This window comes from Pseudomonas sp. 20P_3.2_Bac5, from assembly GCF_025466035.1.
Lineage (GTDB): Bacteria > Pseudomonadota > Gammaproteobacteria > Pseudomonadales > Pseudomonadaceae > Aquipseudomonas.
Map to the genome: position 1 here is coordinate 33,027 of NZ_JANLOA010000020.1, position 17,423 is coordinate 50,449.

A 17,423-nucleotide genomic window follows, 5' to 3' on the forward strand; every position below is an offset into this window, starting at 1 on the left:
CCGCGCTGTTCAGTCGCGGCGTTCGGGGTGGGTCACCACCAGGTAAGCCACGGCCTCACTGTCTACCGGATTGCGGTAGCGGTGGGGCTGGTCGGCGTAGAAGACGATCGAATCCCCCGTGGAGAGCAGAAAGCGCTCTTCGTTGACGCTGATCTCCAGCGCGCCCTGGGCCACCACCAGGTTCTCTCGCACCCCGGGTCCATGCCCGTCGGAGTGCTCTTCTCCCAGCGGACTGATCCGCAACTCGTAGAATTCGGTTTGGTGCGCGGCATCGTAGGGAAACAGCGCGCGGCTGACGAACGCACCGCTGGCGCTGACCAGGCGTTTGCTGTCGCGTGCCGGCAACAGTGTCACGCCTTCGCATTCCCGCTGTTCGAGAAACGCTGCGACCGAGACTTTCAGCCCGTGGGCGATCTTGCACAGGACACGGATGGACGGCACGCTGCGCCCGGATTCGATCTGCGCCAGCATCGCCCGGCTCACGCCGCTGGCCCTGGCCAGCGCATCCAGCGACAACTGGCGCTTGCTGCGCAGCCGTTGCAGGTTGCGCGCGACACGCAAACCGACGCCGTCGTCATCCTGGCCGGGAACTTCCGGCAGGGTCAGGGGTGGCTCGTCCGAGGTCACCAGAAAACGGTTTGGGGTATTCATCGCCTCACGCCTGGCGCGGGGCTTTCGAGGCGGATACCGCGACGCTCCCTGGTTGCGCGGCGAAGCCGGCCTGTTGCGCGTACATCGCCCACAGCAGACGACCGGTTTGTTGCGCGTGCTTGCGTTTGCGGTAGAGGGTGAAGTCGACGATGTTGGCGGCGTGGCTCATGAAGAATTCCTTGGTCTGAAGCGTGGGGCCATGAGCGGAGACTACGGATTTCCAGTTAGAACCAGAAATAATGAATTCGTATTTATTAATAGCTTTATGGAATTGATCTTCAGCGCTTAATCGCTGCGGTTTAAAACACCCCGCTGACCGCCACCCCCGGCTGCCCACCCACTTCGGTCTGCACCTGCAACACGCACCCGGAATCCGGCGCACTGCCCAGCGCCTCCAGCTTCAACTCCTGCCGGGCGCTGGTAATGAACAACGTGCGCAGGTCCTCGCCGCCAAAACACAGGTCGGTCGGGCAGGGCACCGGCAGGCCGATCATGCGGTCCAGATTGCCCTCGGCGTCGAAGCGCGCCAGGCTCCAGCCGTCGCGTTGGGTGGTCCAGACGCCGCCTTGCGCATCCAGCGCCAGGCCGCTGAGGCTGCCGCCGCCACGGGGCAGTGAGGCCAGGCGGCGCACGGCGTTGCTGCCCGGTTGCAGGCGGAGGATGTCGCCGGTCTCGGGAGCGATGGCGAAGACCGCGCTGCCACTGGCGTCCCAGCGGAAGCTGCTGATCTGCTCGCTCAGGTTCCAGCCGTGGCGCAGGTCGCCTTCGGCGCTCATTTCGCCGATCTGACAACCGCCGGCCGTCCGCGCGCAGGCCCAGAGTCCGCCGCCGGGATGGCTGGCCAACGCCAGCAGGCGGCTGCCGAGCAGGTCCTGCATCGGGTGCTCTTGACCCTGCCAGTCGATCAATGACCAGCCACCGGCCTGGGCCACCAGCAAACCGTCGCGGTGCAGTTCCATCGCCCGCACCGGCATGTCGAGGCGGGTCAGCAGCCGGCTGCTGTGCCCATCCCAGCAATGGATCGCCGGGGCCAAGGTGTCGGCCCAATACAGCGTCTTGCTCGGTGCATGCCAGCGTGCAAAGGCACCATGAAATGCCCAGGGCGCCGGCACCACGCCCAGCGCCCCGGACGGGCGCTGGGCCGGTTCCGGGCGCAACTGCTCGCCTACCCGCCGCGCCGCGTCGGCCAGTTCCGGGCCGAGCAGGGTTAGGCGCTCGAGGGTCAAGCGGTACGCCGGCCCGGCGACGCTGAGGGCGCCGCGCACCACGCCTTGCTTGTCAATGATCGGCGCCGCCACGCAGCGCACGCCGAGGCGGATTTCCTCGTCGTCGAGGGCGTAGCCGCGGGTGCGGGTGATCTGCAATTCGGCCAGCAGGCGACGGCGGTCGGTGATGGTCAGCGGCGTCAGCGGCTCCAGCACCAGGCCCTTGAGAATTTCGTCGCGGGCAAGCGGGGCGAGGGCGGACAGGATCGCCTTGCCTTGCCCCGTGCAATACACCGGCTTGCCCTGGCCGAGGCTGGCGGCCGAGCGCAAGGTGTGGGCGCCGTCGCAGCGCTCCAGCGACAACACCTGATTGCCGTCCAGCACCGCCAGGTAGGACGTCTCGCCGCTGAGGTCGCGCAAGGCCCGCAACTCGGCGCTGGCGGCGGCCACCAGGTCCGGCTCCAGGTAGGCGTTGCGAACCATCTCCAGGTAGTTGAACCCGAGCCGGTAGACCTTGCGCGTCGGGTCGCGGCGGATCATGCCGCGCTCCACCAGAGTCGCGAGAATCCGGTACAGCGTGGTGCGCGGCAGGTGCACCTGCTCGGCCAGGTGCGCCTGGGTGATGCCCGAGGGCATGGCGCCAATGGCCTGGAGTACATCGAGGGCTTTTTCGAGGGCGGCGGTGCCTTCACCTGTTTTCATCGGTTATTCCCACCAGTTGGAACGCGGCTGTCATGGGGCCGATTCTGCCCCTTTCCGGGCAGTTTTTCCCCCATAGAATCGACCTCAGCGGGGCTTGAAGCCGGCCTTTGTTCCACATCGTGGGATTTTCTGCCGGCCGCCCATCGGATGAAATCCTGCCTGGAGAACCTATAAGAATGTCCGTCATCCACACCTATTCCGACGCCCACGAAAGCGCCTCGGGCAAGAAGGTCGAGGTCAGCGATGCGACGCTGGCGAAACTGGCCGCTTGCAGCAGCGGTTCGCTGACCACTCAATTGTTCAAGCGCGGCTTCCGCCAGCCGGCGCTGGTCGGCCTGCGCGCCATGAGCCGCGATACCAAGCCGTTCGCCGGCCGTGCCTTCACCATGCGCTTCATTCCGGCCCGCGAAGACATCGACACCTACCAGACCATGACCACCAAGCCCAACGACGACAACCTGCAATGGGTGGGCGTCGAGCAGGTGCAAGCAGGCGACGTGCTGGTGATCGACAGCCGCAACGACCCCGCCGCGGCCTCCGCCGGCAATATCCTGGTGACCCGCCTGCTGGCCCGTGGCGCCAAGGCCATCGTCACCGACGGCGCATTGCGCGACGGCAGCGAGATCGCCGCGATGAACCTGCCGGCCTATGCCCGCGAGATCACCGCCACCACCCGCATCTCCTACCACCACGTTGCCGACCTGCAAGTGCCGATCGGCTGCGCCGGTGTTGCCGTGTACCCCGGCGACATCATCGTCGGCGACGCCGACGGCCTGACCGTGGTCCCGGCGCACCTGGCCGAGGAACTGGCCGAGGTCTGCACCGTGCAGGACGACATCGAGCACTACCTGGCGATGCGCATCGCCTCCGGCGAACCGCTGTGGGGCGTGTACCCGCCGAGCCCGACGTCGGTGTCGGACTACCACGCCTGGGTGGCCAGCGGTCGCCCGGCGATCCCGTCGATCATCGACAAGAAAGAGGGCTGAGCCGTGGCCGAGCACCAACACGCGCAACTGATCCGTCGCTACTTCGATGCCTGCAACGAGGCCGACTACGACAAGCTGGTGTCCTGCTTCACCCCCGACGCCGTGCATTACTTCCCCGCCGGCCTTCCGGAAGTGCCGTGGCGCGGCGCCGACACCATCGCCCGCAAATGGGTCTGGTGCGTGGAGAACCTCGGTTCGCAGTGGACCATCGAGAATATCCTGGTCAGCCACGACAGCTTTGAAGCGGTGATCGAGTGGACCCACTGGAAAAGCAAACAAGGCACAGCGCTGCGCGGTGACGAGTGGTACGTGTTCGACCAAGCCACCGGCCTGATCAAGGAAATCCGCGCCTACTACGCCTCGCCGGCGGACAAGGACGTGGCGATCAACGAGCTGGTGGCCTTCGACTACACCGGCCGCGGCTATCACCTCGAACCGAACGCACGCTGAAGGAGCCTGCCATGACCGATCATCAAGACCCGTCCCTGGCGATCATCGACCAGACCGTCGCCAAGGCGGTTGCCGCCGCCGGTTTCTGGGCCGAATCCACTGTCGCTGTGCGCGCCAGCCTGCTGCGCGGGCTGGCCGAAGCCCTGGAACGCCAACAGGCTGAACTGGTGGCCATCGCCGACCGCGAAAGCGGCCTGGGCGAAGCGCGCCTGAATGGCGAAGTGGCGCGCACGGCGTTCCAGTTGCGCGGTTTCGCCAGCGAAGTAGAGGCTGGCGTGCCGTACCGCCATGTGGTCAGCGACGCGGTTGCCGGCGCGCCGCCGGCCGGGCGTCCGGCGCTGGTGCGGGTGCAACGGGCCCTCGGCCCGGTCGCCATGTTCTCGGCGAGCAACTTCCCGTTCGCTTTCTCGGTGCTCGGCGGCGATACCGCCTCGGCGCTGGCCGCCGGTTGCCCGGTGGTGGTCAAGGCTCATTCCGGTCACCCGGACCTGTCCCGCGCGGTGTTCGAACTGGCCGCCGCCGTGGTGCGCCAACAGGGCCTGCCGGAAGGCGTGCTGACCCTGATCGACAACACCTCTCGCGCTGGCGGCACCTATCTGGTCCAGCATCCAGGGATCGCCGCGGTGGCGTTCACCGGCTCGTACCAGGGCGGCAAGGCCCTGTGGCAGGCGGCCAATGACCGCCCGCGCCCGGTGCCGTTCTACGGTGAGCTGGGCTCGATCAACCCGCTGGTGGCGTTGCCCGCCGCCCTGGAAAAAGACAGCGAAGGCCTGGCGAAGACCCTCGCCGCGTCCATCACCCTCGGCTGCGGTCAGTTCTGCACCAGTCCGGGCCTGATCGTGCTGCTGGCCTCGGACCTCAGCGAGCGCTTCGTCGCCCAACTGGCGACAGCCATTGCGCCGATTGCCACGCACCGTATGCTCACGCCGGGCATGCAACAGGGCTTCGAAGCCGCCGCGGCCACGGTCGCCAGCCATGCCCGCGCGGTGTTCGAGCCGGCGGCCGACGGGGCCGGTCCGGCGCCACGCTTGTTCGCCACCGAGGCTGCCGCGTTCATCGCCAACCCGCACCTGCATGAAGAGATGTTCGGCCCGGCCGCGCTGGTGGTCAGTGCCCGGTCGCCCGCGCAGGTCATCGAAGTGTTGCAGGCGGTGGGCGGCAGCCTGACCACCACCCTGTGGGGCGCGGAGGCGCCGAGCGAGGACAACCGCCAACTGCTGCGCGCCGCCGAAGCGATTTCCGGCCGCGTACTGTTCGGCGGTGTGCCGACCGGCGTTGCGGTGTGCCATGCCCAACAGCATGGCGGTCCGTGGCCATCGTCGACCACCCCGCACACCACCTCGGTCGGCTATGCCGCGCTGGAGCGCTTCCTGCGCCCCGTCGCGCTGCAGGATGCGCCGGCCTGGGTGCTGGGCTGACGGAGGGCAGGGCGATGATGCGACATGTCGTGCTGTTCCGCCGCCTGGCCGGCGTTGAGCCGCAGCCGGAGCTGGAAACCCGCCTGGTCGAGCGCATGCGCACGCTAGAAGGGGAGATCGATTTCATCCGTGACTGGAAAGTCGCCGCCAACGAGCTGGAGCGCCCGATCTGCTGGGACTACATCCTCGACGCGGGCTTCGACGACGCGGCTGCGGTGGAGCGTTACCTGCCACATCCCGCGCACCAGGCCCTGGTGGCGGACTTGAAGCAGTACTTCGAGTGGGTGGCGGTGGATTACAGCGTCTAGACCTCAGAGGCGCCTGTTCCGCTGCCTCGGGGCAGGCGCTATAACAACAAGATCCGGTGGCCACTGGCGCCGGACGGAGACGTACATGAACAAGAAAAAGAACTACCGCTGGACGATCCTGACGATGCTGTTCATCGCCATGATCATCAACTATGTCGACCGGGCCGCGCTGTCCATCGCCATGCCGTTCATTACCCAGGAATACCACCTCACGCCTTCCGAGAAAGGCATGATCTTCAGCAGCTTCTTCTTCGGCTATGCGCTGTTCTGCTTCGTCGGCGGCTACCTGGCCGACCGCTTCGGGCCCAAGCGCGTACTGACCTGGTCGATGAGTTTCTGGTCGGTGCTGTGCGGCTCCACCGCGCTGGCGTTCAACTTCTGGTCGCTGCTGATCGTCCGGGCGCTGTTCGGGATCGGTGAAGGCCCGGTGTCCACCACCGCCAACAAGACTGTCAACAGTTGGTTCCCGATCAAGGAACGCGCCCGCGCCATCGGCATCAACCAGGCGGGCGGCCCGCTGGGCGGCGCCCTGGCCGGGCCGATCGTCGGCTTCCTCGCGCTGTGGCTGGGCTGGCGCGTGGCCTTTGTGGTGATCGCGGTGATCGGCGTGCTCTGGGCGATTGCCTGGTACCGCCTGGCAACCTCGACCCCGCAAGAGCACCCGCAGGTATCGCCGCAAGAACTGGCCGAGATCAACGAAGGCCGCGAAGCGCCGGTGATGACCGCCGAGCAGGCGCCGCGCACCCCGGTGTTGCAGATCATCCTGCAGCGTTCGGTGCTGGTCACGGGTATTTCGCTGTTCTGCTACAACTACATCCTGTATTTCTTCATGACCTGGTTCCCCAGCTACCTGATCGACGCCAAGGGCATCGACCTGAAAGCCATGAGCATCGTCACCGCGCTGCCGTGGCTGGTGGGCACCGTCGGTTTCATCTGCGGCGGCCTGCTGATCGACTGGGTGTTCAAGCGCACCGGCAAGCAACTGTTCTCGCGCAAGGTGGTGCTGGTCACCTGCCTGCTGATCGCTGCGGTGTGCATCGGCCTCACCGGCCAGGTGCAGAGCGTGACCGCCACCGTGGCGGTGATGACCGTCGCCATCGGCTTCCTGATGCTCACCGCGCCGGCCTACTGGTCGCTGATCCAGGACGCCGTGCCCGATCACCAGGTGGGCACCGCCGGCGGCTTCATGCACGGCCTGGCCAACCTCTCCGGTATCGTTGCGCCGACCGTCACCGGTTTCATCATCCAGGCCACCGGCACCTACGGCAGCGGCTTTGTCCTGGCCGGCGGGCTGGGCATTCTCGGTGCGTTGATCGTGGCGTTCTTTGTCGGCCAGAAACCGGCGAAGCAGGGCGCGGTTATCGCCGCGGCCTGATACTTGACCACCGGCCCTCGGGCCGGAACCCGTAGCGCGGTGCGCCGCGCAAGGCCGACCCCAACCCGGGCCGGCCAAGGTGACAGGGACGGCGGTGGATCACCGCCAGACCCTGTAAATGGCCGGCTTGCGAGCCGGCGGCAGAAATGATCTTCAGGAATTTGTCATGCCTACGCTTCTTGTCACCGGCGCCGCCGGTATCGTCGGGACCGCGCTGCGGCCCTTCCTGCGCCAGCGCTACACCCTGCGCCTGCTGGACCGCAAGCCCGTCGAAGGGCTGGTCAGCGGCGAAAGCGCGCTGGTCGGCGACCTGACCGACCCGGCTTTCGTGCAGCAGGCGGTCGAGGGCGTCGATGGCATCGTCCACCTGGCCTGCGCCCATGGCACCGACATCGCGTTCCAGAGCACCGTCGAGCCCAATTACCACGCCACCCTCTACCTGCTCGAAGCCGCGCAGCGCTTTGCGGTGAAGCGCTTCGTCTTCGCCAGCAGCCACCATGTGCTCGGCCAGTACCGCGGCGACCAGGCGGAGTATTTCGATGACATGCCGGTCGCCCCGGACAGCTACTACGCCCTGAGCAAGGTGTTCGGCGAGGCGGCCTGCGCCACGTTCTCCCTGCGCGGCGACCTGGCGACCTTCATCGTGCGCATCGGCAATGCCGACGCCAAGGTCTCCGACGCCCGCCGCCTGCGCATGTGGACCAGCGCCCGCGACCTGGCGCAGTTGCTGCTGATCGGCCTGGAACATCCCGAGGTGCGCAACGAGATCGTCTACGGCGTCTCGGAAAGCCCCAGCCCGCTGTTCCACAACCGCCGCGCCCGCGAACTGGGTTATGCGCCGCAGGACAACGCCGGCGAGCACCTGGCCGACGACTACCAGCCTTACGACGCCATGGCCCCAGCGGGCGCGGGCCGTGACCATGTTGGCGGAGCCTACGCCGGCGCCGCCCTGACCAGTGTGCTGGAGCGCGTATGAAGATCGTCCGCATCGACACCCACGTGGTCGAGATTCCCTTCCACGATGGCGGCAAGGGCCTGGGCATCACCCCGACCACCTGGCACAGCCTGGAAAACGTGCTGATCCGCCTTGAAGACGAACACGGCAATGTCGGTTGGGGCGAGGCGTTCGGCTACTTCGTCGCCGACGCCACCAAGGCGCTGATCGACCGCCTGATCGCGCCGCTGCTGCTGAACCGCGAGATTACCGACATCCCGGCGTTCAACCGCGAGCTGCAACTGCGCCTGCACCTGTTCGGGCGCTACGGCGTGACGATGTTCGCCATTTCCGGCGTCGACATCGCCTTGTGGGACCTCAGCGCCCGCCGCCAGGGCGTGCCGCTGCATCGCCTGCTGGGCGAGTCGATCCGCGAGCAAGTGCCGGCCTACGCCAGCCTGGTGCGCTACGCCGACAACGAGGTGGCCCCGGCCATTTGCGAGAAAGCCCTGGACATGGGCTTTCGCGAGATCAAGTTGCACGAGGTCACCCTCGACGAGATCGCCGCCTGCCGCCGCGCCATCGGCGACGCGGTGCCGATGGCCACCGATGTCAACTGCGGCTGGAGCGTCAGCGACACCCGCGAGTGGCTGCCGGCGTTGCGCGAGATGAAACTGGCCTGGCTGGAAGAGCCGATCTTCCCGCCCGAAGACTTCGCCACACTGGCCAGCCTGCGCGGGCAGGGCGTGCCGCTGTCGGCGGGGGAGAACTGGTGCACCGCGGTGCAGTTCGAGCAGGCCATCGTCAGCGGCGCGGTGGACTCGGTGCAGCCTAGCGTGACCAAGGTCGGCGGGATTTCCGAAGCGCTGCGCATCGGTGAACTGGCCCGCCAGCATGACGCCGTGGTGCTGCCGCACTGTCCGTATTTCGGCCCCGGCCTGATCGCCACCCTGCACCTGGCGGCAGTGCAACCGTGGGTGCCGCAGATCGAGTACCTGTTCGTCGAGCCGGCGGACTGGCTGTACCCGGTCGAGGCGCTGCGCAGCGGCCACCAGTTGCAGATCCCGCAGGGCCCCGGCCTGGGCGTGGAGATCGACCTGCAAGTGATCGAGCGCTTCCGCCGCACCTGATCGCGGCGCTTCATTCCATCGTCAACCTCCGCTACTGGCTTCCAGTGGCGGCAGGGGTTTGTCATGCCCGATTTTGGGCAATGGAGGTCCCATGCAAGCCGTTGTACTGAGCAATTCGATCTGGAACCTGCGCCTGCTGCCCGCCTGGGGCGGGCGCATCGCCGGGCTGAGTGCCGAGGGGCTGGAGCTGTTGCTGCCGATCGCCAGCGACGCCTTCGATCCGCTGGACTGGCCACGGGCTGGCGCCTATCCGCTGATGCCGTATTCCAACCGCCTGCGCAATGCACGGCTGGCGTTCAACGGTGCCGAGCACGGGCTGCCGGCGCACCCGGCGGCGCGGCCGCACACCCTGCATGGCGTGAGCCACACGCAAGCGTGGCAAGTGTTGAGCGCCGAGGGCGGACAGGCGCTGATGCGCTGCGACTACCAGGGCGAGCACTGGCCCTGGGCGTTTCGTGCCGAGCAGGCGTTCACCCTGGACGGCAACCGCCTGACCGTCACGCTGCGCCTGAGCAACGCCGGTGATACGCCGATGCCCGCCGGGCTTGGCCTGCACCCGTACTTCCAGCGCCATGCGGGCATGCGCGCCGTCTGGCGGACGGGCCGCGAATGGCGGATCGACGATGAATACCTGGCGACCGGCGCGTTCGAAGACGCCCTGAAAACCTGGACCATCGCCGCCGCCGACCGCGACGCACGGGCTCATTACCAGTCGCGCTGGGACGGCCAGCTTGACCTGAACTACCCGCAAGGGCGGCTGAGCATCCAGGCCTCGCCTGAACTCAGTCACTTCGTCGCCTTCGCCCCGGCCGGTGCCGCGTACCTGTGCCTGGAACCGGTGTCGCACCTGGCGGATGCCTTCAACCAGCCGCGAGACACCTGGGCTGAAACCGGCACCCGCGAACTGGCACCCGGCGCGTCGCTGCAAGCGACCCTGACATTTACCTGGCAAGGCCATTGAGACCTGCCGCGCAACCCTGATTCAACACCACAACCGAGAACAAAAATAATGAAAGACACCTCGAAAGGGGCGGGCTTCGCTCGCACTGCAAAACCCCTGAGCCTGCTGCTCGGTCTCGCGCCACTGGGCGCCCACGCGGCATTCTTCGACGACGCCAAGGCCAACCTGACCTTGCGCAACTTCTACTACAACCACGACCTGCGCGACTCCACCGCGCCGGCCCAGTCCAAGATTGAAGAATGGGCGCAGGGCTTTATCCTAAAGGGCGAGTCGGGCTACACCGAAGGCACCATTGGCGTCGGTGTTGACGTCTACGCCGGCCTGGGCCTGAAGCTGGATTCTTCGCCATCGCGCAGCGGTTCCGCGCTGCTGCCCGGCGCCTATGACCGCGCCGGTGGCCCGCGCAATGCCGATCCGCGCTCGGTGGATCAGTTTTCCGAAGCCACCGCCGCCATCAAGTTCAAGTACTCGAAGAGCGAACTGAAAGTGGGCGGCCTGTTCCCGAAAATCCCGCTGGTCAGCTCTGGCGACGCGCGGCTGCTGCCGCAGTTCTTCGAAGGCGCCATGCTCGATGTTCGCGAGATCGATAACCTCGACCTCAGCGCCGGGCAGATGCGCCAGGTCAACCAGCGGGAGTTCGCCGGTGCCCGGGACATCCAGGTCGGCAACTACTACAGCGTGTTCAGCGACCGCTTCGACTACCTCGGCGGCACCTGGCGCATCACCCCGCAGTGGTCGGCGGGCCTGTGGGGCGGGCGCCTGGAAGACGTCTACCAGCAGAACCTGGCCACCGTCACCCACAGCCGCAAGCTCGGTGACTGGACCCTCGGCGGCACCCTCAACTACCTCGACACCGGCGAGTCCGGCGCGGAAAAGGCCGGCAAGCTGGACAGCCGCATGACCTCGGGCATGCTCAGCGCCAACCTCGGCCCGCAGACCTTCCGCCTTGGCTACCAGTACAACGCCGGCGACAGCGCCTTGCCTTTCATTCACGACACCGACCTGCCGGCCGTGGCCAACGCCGTCCAGGTGCTGCGCTTCGACCGCGCCCAGGAACGTTCCTGGCAGGCCCGCTACGACCTCGACTTCGCGCCCCTCGGCGTGCCCGGCCTGAGCGCCTTCGCCCGCTACGTCAAGGGCGACAACTTCAAGGTCGCCGGCGAGGACGGCAGCGAGTGGGAGCGCAACATCGACATCACCTACGTGGTGCAGAACGGCCCGCTGAAAAACCTCGCCCTGCGCTGGCGCAACGTCCAGTTGCAAGGCGACGCCACCGGCCGGCGCGATGAAAACCGGGTGATCCTGGCCTACACCTTGCCGCTGTTCTAGCGGCAAGCTCTACGTTGCAAGCGGCAAGTTGCAAGCAAACAGCGGCGGCGACACGGGCTGCTTTTACTGGCGGCCTGGCGCTTGCGGCGTGCAACTGCTTTCCCGGAGTAACCCATGACCACGCTTGATCCTGATATCCGCGCCTACGTCGAAGCCGCGCAGCGCTTCGCTCCGGTCAGCGACGACATCGACGCCCGCCGCGCAGCCTTCCTGCGCGCCTGCCGGGCCTGCACGCCGGAAAAACCGGCGGGGTTGCGGGTGGCCGATCACTCGCTCGATGGCCTGCGCCTGCGGGTCTACAAACCGGAGGGCGCGGTGCCCGAAGGCGGCTGGCCGACGCTGCTGTACCTGCATGGCGGCGGCTGGGACCTGGGCAGTCTCGACAGCCACGACTGGTTCGCCTACGCCCTGGCAACGCGAGTGAAGATCGCCATCGTCGCCGTGGATTACCGACTGGCGCCGGAGCACTGCTACCCGGCGCCACTGGACGATTGCCTGGCGGCGTGGCTCGGGCTGCGTCGCGGAATGATCGATGCCGAACTGAGTCGTGAACGCCTGATCGTCAGTGGCGACAGCGCGGGCGGCAGCCTCGCGGCGGGGCTGTGCCTGGCGCTGCGTCGCGATGCCCAGCCCCAGCCGCTGGGTCAATTGCTGGCCTACCCGGTGCTGACAGCGCGGGACCACCTGCCGTCGATGCACCAACACGCCCGGGCGCCGATGCTCAACGTCGCGGGCCTGAACCAGTCGCTGGCGGGCTACCTGCCGCATGCCCACCAGCGCCTCGATCCTTGCGCCATGCCGCTGGAAGCCAGCGACTTCAGCGGACTGGCCCCGGCCTTCATCGGCGTGGCCGGCATCGATCCGCTACGGGATCACGGGGTCGCCTATGGCGAAGCGTTGCGGGAGGCGGGCGGGCAGGCCGAAGTGCGCGTGGTGGAAGGGTTGGTGCACTCCGGGTTGCGGGCGTTCGGCGTGGCGCGGGTGGAGCAGCTTTGGGACGAGATTGCCGATTGGCTGCACGCACGTCTCCTCCCGTAGGAGCGAGCTTGCTCGCGATAACTGTATCGCGAGCATCACCCACTACGCTTCGTGGGCCCGCTTCAAGGCCCTGAACAAGGCGGCGATGTCTTCGATTTCTCTGGTGAGTTCAACCCTGCTTCCCGAGCTGCTCATCAACTGGCGCTGATAGACGCTGAGGAACGTGTTCAGCGCCAACCGGGTAACGTCGATCGTCGATTTGACCGCGGAGACGACCACGATTTTCTCCGCGGCCCTGTGCAGCGCGCGCGACGACACATCGCTGTACCACATCTTGATGTCCAGCCTCACCAGCGACGGCCCATCCGCCAGCACCACGTAAAGCGCTTTGCCCTCGGTGTGTGTGTTGGGATCCTGCAGGGACGCCTTCAGAACCCCGGAAAGCAGGATGCTGATGCTATCGATGACCGCGGCCCGCCCACCCGGCACGAAATTGGCCAGGGCGTTTTTGAACGTGTCGATGATATGGCCAGGGTCGGTGTAGGCGGTCAGTGCGTGAACTTCCGAGTGCGCGTCGAGGATGTTCGACACGGGAATGGTCTGCTTGTCGTCGCCGCCCGCCAGCAGGGCGTTCAGGTGTTGGTTCAGTTCAAGTTCCATCAGCGCGGCACGCGTCGCGCCTAGCTCAAACAGTGTGGCCGCCTGCTCCCGTGCCTCTGCAAACGCATCGCCGTTAAACGCGCGAAGTACTTCATTAAGCTGACCCATTTGAACGTCCTTGCTGAGTGGAGGGGGACTTTATCGCAGTGAAGCCCAGCACGCAGATTAACGGCGTGCCGTGCGTGGACTCAAGAGGATGATGGCAACTTGCATCCCAGGCAACACAACCCTGCTGGCACACTGCCTCTGACGCAGCAGTCAACTTCACCACCCAGGCCGAAACCCCCGGCCCGCCTGGCGCGCAGCGTTTGGCACGGGGCTTGCCATACGGGCAGCAACTTGAAAAAAGAGATCTGCCCACATGAATGTTCCGTTCCGTCGCCAAAGCCTGGCGTTGTTGATCGCTGCCGCGGTGTTGCCTGTCCAGGGTTTGCTGGCCGCTGAAAACGAAGACGCTCCGGCGAAGAATCAGGATGCGCTGCCCACGGTCACGGTGACCGCGCAGAAGCGCGAGGAGTCGCTGCAGGATGTGGCCGCCGCCGTGTCCGCGGTGTCCGGCGACAGCATCCGCAATACCGGTGGCGGTTTCACCGCTGGCAAGGCGCTGCAGGATGTGCCCAACGCCATCGCCCCGGAGTTCGCCGGCAACCAGCGGCCGCGCTGGTATATCCGCGGCATGGGCTCGGGCGACATGGCGTCGACCACGGTCTACCCGGTGGGGATCTATGTCGATGACACCTACATCAGCCCGCATATCGCCACCGGCGGTCCGCTCTATGACCTGGAGCGGGTGGAGATTCTGCGCGGTCCGCAAGGCACGCTGTGGGGCAAGAACACCACCGGCGGGGCGATCAACTTCGTTTCGCGCAAGCCGGCCTTCGAAGAGGGCAATGGCTACTTCAAGGTGGACGCCGGCAACTACGATTCGCGGCTCTACGAGGGCGCCTATGGCGGGACGCTGGTGGAAGACCGGCTGGCGGCGCGGGTGGCCTTCGTCGATCAGAGCAAGGACGGCCAACTGAAGAACCTGGTGGACGACCACACCTACGGCGACGTTCACGACCAGGCGGTGCGCGCGCAAATCCTCGCCCGCCTGAGCGACACCTTGCAGGCCACTCTGCAAATACGCGCCCGCGACTACAAAGGCCAGGGCATTCCGACCCGGGCCTGGGGCGCGGGCCCAGGTGGCACCACGTTGTTCGGCCCGGCGCCGGCGCTGAAGGACGATGAAGCGGCGTACACCGGCAAGGCCGAGGACCGCGTCGAGCACAACGGTGTGCAACTGAACCTGCAATGGGAACTGGGCGAGCTGACGCTGGACTCGATCACCGCCCTGGACGATGTCCACGAAAAGGCCCAGGGGCCGAACATGGGCATCTACGAATTCGGCCGCTCCTATGCCGACGACCACTGGCGTCAGGTGTCGCAGGAATTGCGCCTGTCCTCGCCGAAGAACCAGCCGGTGAGCTGGATCGTCGGCACCCACCTGTTCCACGAAAGCCTGGACAGCGCCAGCAGCAGCGCCATCCTGCCGACCGCCTACAACGCGCCGTTCGGGGTGGCCAGCTATGGCCGTACCGACCTCGACCAGACCACCACCAGCTACGCGCTGTTCGGCAGCAGCACCTGGCAGGCCACTGACGACCTGAGCCTGACCCTGGGCCTGCGCTGGACCCGCGAAACCAAGGACATTGACCTGCACCGCGTCGCCGCGCCGGGCGCCAACGTCGTCGCTTTCGGCAGCAGCGAGCACTGGTGGAAGAACTACACCGGCGACCTGGCCACCGTGGCCGTGCAGGACGAGAACCGCACCTGGAGCAAGCTGACCTACGATTTCACCCCCGAATACCAGTTGAACGACAACGCCCGCGTCTACTTCCGCTACGCCAAGGGCTTCCGTTCCGGTGGCTTCAACGGCGGCGCGACGGTGCAGGCGGAAACCTCGGTGGTGGCGCCGGAGAACGTCGATGCCTACGAACTGGGGATCAAGAGCGAGTGGTTCGACGAACGCCTGATCGCCAACGCCAACGTCTTCTACTACGACTACGCCGATATCCAGGTGAACAATGTCATGGTGAGCAACGGCGAAGTGGTGTCGCTGCTGACCAACAGCGGCAGCGGGGTGATTCGCGGTGCCGAATTCGAGTTGCAGGCCTTGCCGATCCAGAACCTGCAAGTGCGCGGCTCCCTCGGCCTGCTGCATACCGAGTTGAAGGACTTCGCCTCCGAAGGCGGCCCGGATTACTCCGGCAACCGCATCGCCCGTTCGCCGTCGCGCACGCTGTCGGTGGGGGCGAGTTACCGCATTCCGCTGTCAGGCGGTGATGCGCTGACCCTCGACAATAGCTGGCGCTACCAGAGCCGGATCTTCTTCCTGCCGACCGCGCAGGAAGACCACAGCGTTTCGCAAGGCGGCTACACCCTCGGCAACGCCAGCCTGACCTACCACTTCGGCGGGCGTAATGACCTGGACGTCAGCGGCTACGTCAACAACCTCACCGACAAGCGCTACAAGACCGACAGCGTGCCGCTGCCGTTCGATATCGCCTGGGATGCACGGGGTGATCGGCGCACGTACGGGGTGTCGGTGACGACGCACTTCTGATTGGGGCAAGGGCCACGCGCTTTGCGGCGCGTGGCTTGCCAGCGATGGTGCCTGAAACTCAAACCCCGCCTTTCAACCACAACTGATCAAACCGCCACGTCGGAAACAGTGTCTTCTCCGCCGCCGCACCACCGACGCGTTGCGAGAAGCCATCCAGCAGGTTGGCGTAGCCCCACACCAGCAGGCCGCCATGGTCGTACTGGATACGCTGCGCTTCATGCACCAGCGGTTTGCGTTTTTCCAGGTCGGGTTCGGCCAGCGCCTTGAGGAACAGCTCGGAGAAGCGCGGGTCGTCGAAGTGGGTCTTGTTCGCCACCGAAACCGGCGCATCCGCGTGCAGGGCGCAGGTCAGGAATGGCGCGCCGATGCTGCCGCCGGTGCTGAAGGTCCACTCGGTGTGCTGCGGGCCGTTGAATGTGGCGCTATCGACCTGGCGCACGGTGATCTCGACCCCGGCGCGGCGCGCCTGCTCGGCGTAGACCAGCGCGGAGGCGAGGGCGACGCTGTTCTGCTCGGCCACCAGTTCCAGTTTGAGCTGTTCCTGACCCGCTTCGCGCAGCAGGGTCCGGGCCTGTTCCAGGTCCTGTTTGCGCGGCGGGATGCTGTGGTCGAAAGTCGGATCGTTCGGTGCGTAAAGGTCGTTGGCCACCCGGCCCTGGCCGTTGAGCACGCGCTTCACCAACTCGTCGCGGTCGGCCAGCAGGCGGAAGGCCTGGCGCACTCGCGGGTCGTTGAACGGGGCTTTCTGGGTGTTCATGTCCAGGCTCAGCCAGTTGCCGGTGACCGAACTGATCAACTGCAGACGCGGGTCGCTTTCGATCACTTTCAGGTGCTCGTTGGCCAGGGCATTGGCCATGTCGATCTGCCCGGCCTGCAAGGCCGCCAGGCGTGTGGTCTGGTCCTTGAACTCGATGATTTCCAGCTCGTCGGCATACGGCCGGCCGGGCTTGTAGTAGTTCTCGAAACGGGTGAACAGCGAGCGCTGGCCGGGGTTGAAGCTCTTCAGCTTGTACGGGCCGGCACCGACCGGGTTGCTGATGGGGTGGTAATCCACCGGCACGATGCCGCCGAAGTTGACCCAGGTTTCCGGCAGCGGCACGAAGCCGGCGCCGTCCTTGAAGCGCACGCGGATCGTGCGGTTGTCGAGTTTCTCCAGGTGGTCGCGGTCGATCCAGTGCAGCAACGCGGCGTAGGGCGAGGCGAGTTGCGGATCGGTGAGGCGGCGGATCGAGAAGATCAGGTCGTCGGCATCGATGGTTTTGCCGTGGTGGAACTCCAGGTCCTTGTGCAGGCGCAGGGTCCAGACCTTGCCGTCCGGGCTGACCTCGGCTTCTTCGGCCAGGGCCAGGCGCGGCAGCATGTTCTCGTCCCATTCCCAGAGTTTGCTGTACAGCGCGAAGCCGCGAACGATGCCGCTGCCCGTCGGCTTGTGGGCGTCGAGGTTGCCGCTTTTGCTGCCGTCGAGAATGCCCAGGCGCAGGCGGCCGCCCTGGCGCGGGCCGCTGCTGCTGAGGCCGTCGGCGACGGACTGGCTGTCGTCGCCGCAACCGGCGAGCAGGCTGCCACCGAGGGCCAGGCCGCCGAGCGCGAGGCTGTTGCCGATAAACCGACGGCGAGAGAAGGGGGCGTTGTCGTAACTCATGAGGGGGCCTTTTGACTGTCCAATCGACGGGTCAGAGCAGGTTTCGCGCCATGTGGCGCAAAGGCCGGCGTGGCGCGGTGTTCAGGCCG

Annotated in this window: 16 protein-coding genes; 11 read left to right on the top strand and 5 right to left on the bottom strand. The window is 66.4% G+C overall.

All coding sequences use genetic code 11. The annotated features are described in order from the left end of the window. Positions 1-9: 9 nt before the first annotated feature. The 3 genes from NTD88_RS03560 to NTD88_RS03570 form a co-directional block, all read right to left on the bottom strand. Positions 10-651 (bottom strand): helix-turn-helix domain-containing protein, encoded by a 642-nt coding sequence (locus tag NTD88_RS03560; RefSeq protein WP_095155172.1) that lies wholly within the window; start codon positions 649-651, stop codon positions 10-12. 4 nt (positions 652-655) lie between these two features. Continuing rightward, positions 656-820: a hypothetical protein gene (locus NTD88_RS03565; RefSeq protein WP_175650037.1), complete on the bottom strand. Its 165-nt coding sequence runs from the start codon at positions 818-820 to the stop codon at positions 656-658. Between the two features lie 130 nt (positions 821-950). After that, positions 951-2,558, bottom strand: a complete 1,608-nt coding sequence (locus NTD88_RS03570; RefSeq protein WP_262153656.1) for an IclR family transcriptional regulator C-terminal domain-containing protein — start codon at positions 2,556-2,558, stop codon at positions 951-953. Between the two features lie 176 nt (positions 2,559-2,734). Here NTD88_RS03570 and NTD88_RS03575 point away from each other — a divergent pair, with 176 nt between their 5' ends. The 10 genes from NTD88_RS03575 to NTD88_RS03620 all read left to right on the top strand — a co-directional run bounded on the left by NTD88_RS03575 (position 2,735) and on the right by NTD88_RS03620 (position 12,487). Further along, the gene (locus NTD88_RS03575; RefSeq protein WP_095155170.1) at positions 2,735-3,544 is read left to right on the top strand and encodes a ribonuclease activity regulator RraA; all 810 of its coding nucleotides are present in this window, start codon (positions 2,735-2,737) and stop codon (positions 3,542-3,544) included. Positions 3,545-3,547: 3 nt separating this feature from the next. Then, the gene (locus NTD88_RS03580; RefSeq protein ID WP_262153657.1) at positions 3,548-3,994 is read left to right on the top strand and encodes a nuclear transport factor 2 family protein; all 447 of its coding nucleotides are present in this window, start codon (positions 3,548-3,550) and stop codon (positions 3,992-3,994) included. 11 nt (positions 3,995-4,005) lie between these two features. Beyond that, entirely contained in the window at positions 4,006-5,412 is a 1,407-nt protein-coding gene (locus tag NTD88_RS03585; protein WP_262153658.1) for an aldehyde dehydrogenase (NADP(+)), read from the top strand. 14 nt (positions 5,413-5,426) lie between these two features. After that, positions 5,427-5,720: a Dabb family protein gene (locus tag NTD88_RS03590; protein WP_262153659.1), complete on the top strand. Its 294-nt coding sequence runs from the start codon at positions 5,427-5,429 to the stop codon at positions 5,718-5,720. An 85-nt stretch (positions 5,721-5,805) separates the two neighbouring features. Then, positions 5,806-7,095, top strand: a complete 1,290-nt coding sequence (locus NTD88_RS03595) for an MFS transporter (protein ID WP_262153660.1) — start codon at positions 5,806-5,808, stop codon at positions 7,093-7,095. Between the two features lie 166 nt (positions 7,096-7,261). Then, entirely contained in the window at positions 7,262-8,071 is an 810-nt protein-coding gene (locus NTD88_RS03600; RefSeq protein WP_095155165.1) for an NAD-dependent epimerase/dehydratase family protein, read from the top strand. Next, positions 8,068-9,159, top strand: a complete 1,092-nt coding sequence (locus NTD88_RS03605; protein ID WP_262153661.1) for a mandelate racemase/muconate lactonizing enzyme family protein — start codon at positions 8,068-8,070, stop codon at positions 9,157-9,159. The genes NTD88_RS03600 and NTD88_RS03605 overlap by 4 nt, the downstream gene beginning before the upstream one ends. Before the next feature lie 91 nt (positions 9,160-9,250). Further along, the gene (locus NTD88_RS03610) at positions 9,251-10,120 is read left to right on the top strand and encodes an aldose 1-epimerase (RefSeq protein WP_262153662.1); all 870 of its coding nucleotides are present in this window, start codon (positions 9,251-9,253) and stop codon (positions 10,118-10,120) included. 48 nt (positions 10,121-10,168) lie between these two features. Then, positions 10,169-11,449, top strand: a complete 1,281-nt coding sequence (locus NTD88_RS03615) for an OprD family porin (RefSeq protein ID WP_262153663.1) — start codon at positions 10,169-10,171, stop codon at positions 11,447-11,449. Positions 11,450-11,563: 114 nt separating this feature from the next. Next, positions 11,564-12,487, top strand: a complete 924-nt coding sequence (locus NTD88_RS03620; RefSeq protein WP_262153664.1) for an alpha/beta hydrolase — start codon at positions 11,564-11,566, stop codon at positions 12,485-12,487. Between the two features lie 42 nt (positions 12,488-12,529). Here NTD88_RS03620 and NTD88_RS03625 read toward each other — a convergent pair whose 3' ends face one another. After that, positions 12,530-13,195, bottom strand: a complete 666-nt coding sequence (locus NTD88_RS03625) for a hypothetical protein (protein WP_262153665.1) — start codon at positions 13,193-13,195, stop codon at positions 12,530-12,532. A gap of 253 nt (positions 13,196-13,448) precedes the next feature. On the opposite strand from NTD88_RS03625, the gene NTD88_RS03630 reads away from it, so the two are divergent. Then, positions 13,449-15,692, top strand: a complete 2,244-nt coding sequence (locus NTD88_RS03630) for a TonB-dependent receptor (RefSeq protein WP_262153666.1) — start codon at positions 13,449-13,451, stop codon at positions 15,690-15,692. A gap of 58 nt (positions 15,693-15,750) precedes the next feature. Here the strand turns inward: NTD88_RS03630 and NTD88_RS03635 are convergent, their stop codons facing one another. Then, entirely contained in the window at positions 15,751-17,334 is a 1,584-nt protein-coding gene (locus tag NTD88_RS03635; protein WP_262153667.1) for an ABC transporter substrate-binding protein, read from the bottom strand. Positions 17,335-17,423: the final 89 nt, after the last annotated feature.